Genomic DNA, 2,500 nt, shown 5'->3' on the forward strand with positions numbered 1-2,500 from the left:
ATCACACAAGTTGTCCAATCTTATCGGATTGAACGGGCAGCGGAGTGGTTCCAGGAAATAGCTCCTCCTTATAGACCGTACCCGAAACCGACACTGGTGGTCTGGTAGAGTATACCAAGGCGCTTGAGAGAACTATGCTGAAGGAACTCGGCAAATTGCACGCGTAACTTCGGAAGAAGCGTGACCCTTTTCTGCGCAAGCAGAGGAGGGTGGCACAGACCAGGGGGTAGCGACTGTTTATCAAAAACACAGGGCTCTGCGAAGCCGCAAGGCGACGTATAGGGTCTGACGCCTGCCCGGTGCTGGAAGGTTAAGAGGAGGGGTGCAAGCTCTGAATCGAAGCCCCAGTAAACGGCGGCCGTAACTATAACGGTCCTAAGGTAGCGAAATTCCTTGTCGGGTAAGTTCCGACCTGCACGAATGGCGTAACGACTTCCCCGCTGTCTCCAGCATAGACTCAGTGAAATTGAATTCCCCGTGAAGATGCGGGGTTCCTGCGGTTAGACGGAAAGACCCCGTGCACCTTTACTATAGCTTTACATTGGCATTCGTAGTGGCATGTGTAGGATAGGTGGTAGGCTTTGAAACCTGGGCGCCAGCTCAGGTGGAGCCACCCTTGAAATACCACCCTTATCACTATGGATGTCTAACCGCGGCCCGTTATCCGGGTCCGGGACAATGTATGGTGGGTAGTTTGACTGGGGCGGTCGCCTCCTAAAGAGTAACGGAGGCGCGCGATGGTGGGCTCAGAACGGTCGGAAATCGTTCGCTGAGTGCAATGGCATAAGCCTGCCTGACTGCGAGACTGACAAGTCGAGCAGAGACGAAAGTCGGTCATAGTGATCCGGTGGTCCCGCGTGGAAGGGCCATCGCTCAACGGATAAAAGGTACGCCGGGGATAACAGGCTGATGACCCCCAAGAGTCCATATCGACGGGGTTGTTTGGCACCTCGATGTCGACTCATCGCATCCTGGGGCTGGAGCAGGTCCCAAGGGTATGGCTGTTCGCCATTTAAAGCGGTACGTGAGTTGGGTTCAGAACGTCGTGAGACAGTTCGGTCCCTATCTGCCGTGGGTGTAGGAATATTGAAAGGATCTGTCCCTAGTACGAGAGGACCGGGATGGACGGATCTCTGGTGGACCTGTTGTGGCGCCAGCCGCATAGCAGGGTAGCTATATCCGGACGGGATAACCGCTGAAGGCATCTAAGCGGGAAACCCACCTTAAAACGAGTATTCCCTGAGAACCGTGGAAGACGACCACGTTGATAGGCCGGGTGTGGAAGAGCGGCAACGCTTGAAGCTTACCGGTACTAATAGTTCGATCGGCTTGATCGTTCTCATTCCTTATGCCCATCGTGAAACACGATGGTCTGGCCAGCGCTCACGCATGAGCGGCCCTTACGGGCCTATGCTCCGCGAGGGCGCCGGACGACCGGCGACGCGCAGTCGCGCTTGCGGGCTTCGCCCGAAAGCAAACTGTGGATGTCGCTCAGGCACAAAAAGACAGGTGAAGAGCAACGAGCCAATAGTGAATAGGCATCCCCTATTCACTATTGCCTTCTGCCCAATCCCTAACCCAGCTTCTCGAATAACGTGCGTTTTGCCGACCTGGTGGTTATGGCGGAGCGGCTGCACCCGATCCCATTCCGAACTCGGCCGTGAAACGCTCCAGCGCTGATGGTACTTCGTCTCAAGACGCGGGAGAGTAGGTCGCTGCCAGGTCTGCCAAACGCACGTTAAACTCACATCCAATCGGATGGATGTGAAATCTTCTCTTCACGAACAAGGCCCGCCAACGGGACAACGGGCCGCGTAAGCGGCCCTTTCAATTTGGCGGCGCGAAGCAGGCAATCGCCCGCTTCCAAACATCGAAGCAGAAACACCTGCTTCCAGAAATCGAAGCAGAAAACACCTGCTTCCAGAGGTCGAAGCAAGCTCACGCTTGCTCATAGGTGGCGCGGGGTGGAGCAGCCCGGTAGCTCGTCAGGCTCATAACCTGAAGGTCACAGGTTCAAATCCTGTCCCCGCAACCAAATCAAAACAGCCCGGCTCACCCCGGGCTGTTCTTGTATCCGACTGATGGCCGCCCGCTGATTTGAGAACCCTCATCACGGGCCCGCAAACACCCAAAGCCGACGCCCAAGGTCAAAAACAAAGCCCGCAAAACCAAACACAATCCGCCCGCCAAAGCCAAGCCAAAGCGACCAGGGCCAAGCCTCGGTCGTTCCATGCCTCGGGGCCAAGACGAGCTCTCAGCTCGCGCGGCGGAAAATTGGGCTTCCCAGAGCCGAGGCCAGCCTCGAAAATGCAAAATGGATTCAGCCGGCAGGATTCCATCCCAGCCGGCTTCAGCGCCAGCTGTCCCGGCGGGATCGCGAGGAGCAGATCCCACCTATCGGCTGCAGGCGCGATCCCCGATCGCGACGGCCCGACCGAGGCGATATCTCGGTTATGCCGAATCAAGCGATCCGAACCTGTCTGCGAGACAATCGGACCAA

1 tRNA gene and 2 rRNA genes (1 of these 3 cut by a window edge) are annotated in these 2,500 nt (G+C 56.8%); all 3 read left to right on the plus strand.

The features are described from left to right. Positions 1-1,337 (plus strand): 23S ribosomal RNA (locus tag FJ443_RS16410) (it extends 1,474 nt beyond the left edge of the window). A 272-nt stretch (positions 1,338-1,609) separates the two neighbouring features. Further along, positions 1,610-1,724, plus strand: a 5S ribosomal RNA gene (gene rrf / locus FJ443_RS16415). A 234-nt stretch (positions 1,725-1,958) separates the two neighbouring features. After that, positions 1,959-2,035, plus strand: a tRNA-Met gene (locus tag FJ443_RS16420). Positions 2,036-2,500: the final 465 nt, after the last annotated feature.

This window comes from Mesorhizobium sp. B2-6-1, from assembly GCF_006440475.1.
Taxonomy (GTDB): Bacteria; Pseudomonadota; Alphaproteobacteria; order Rhizobiales; family Rhizobiaceae; genus Mesorhizobium.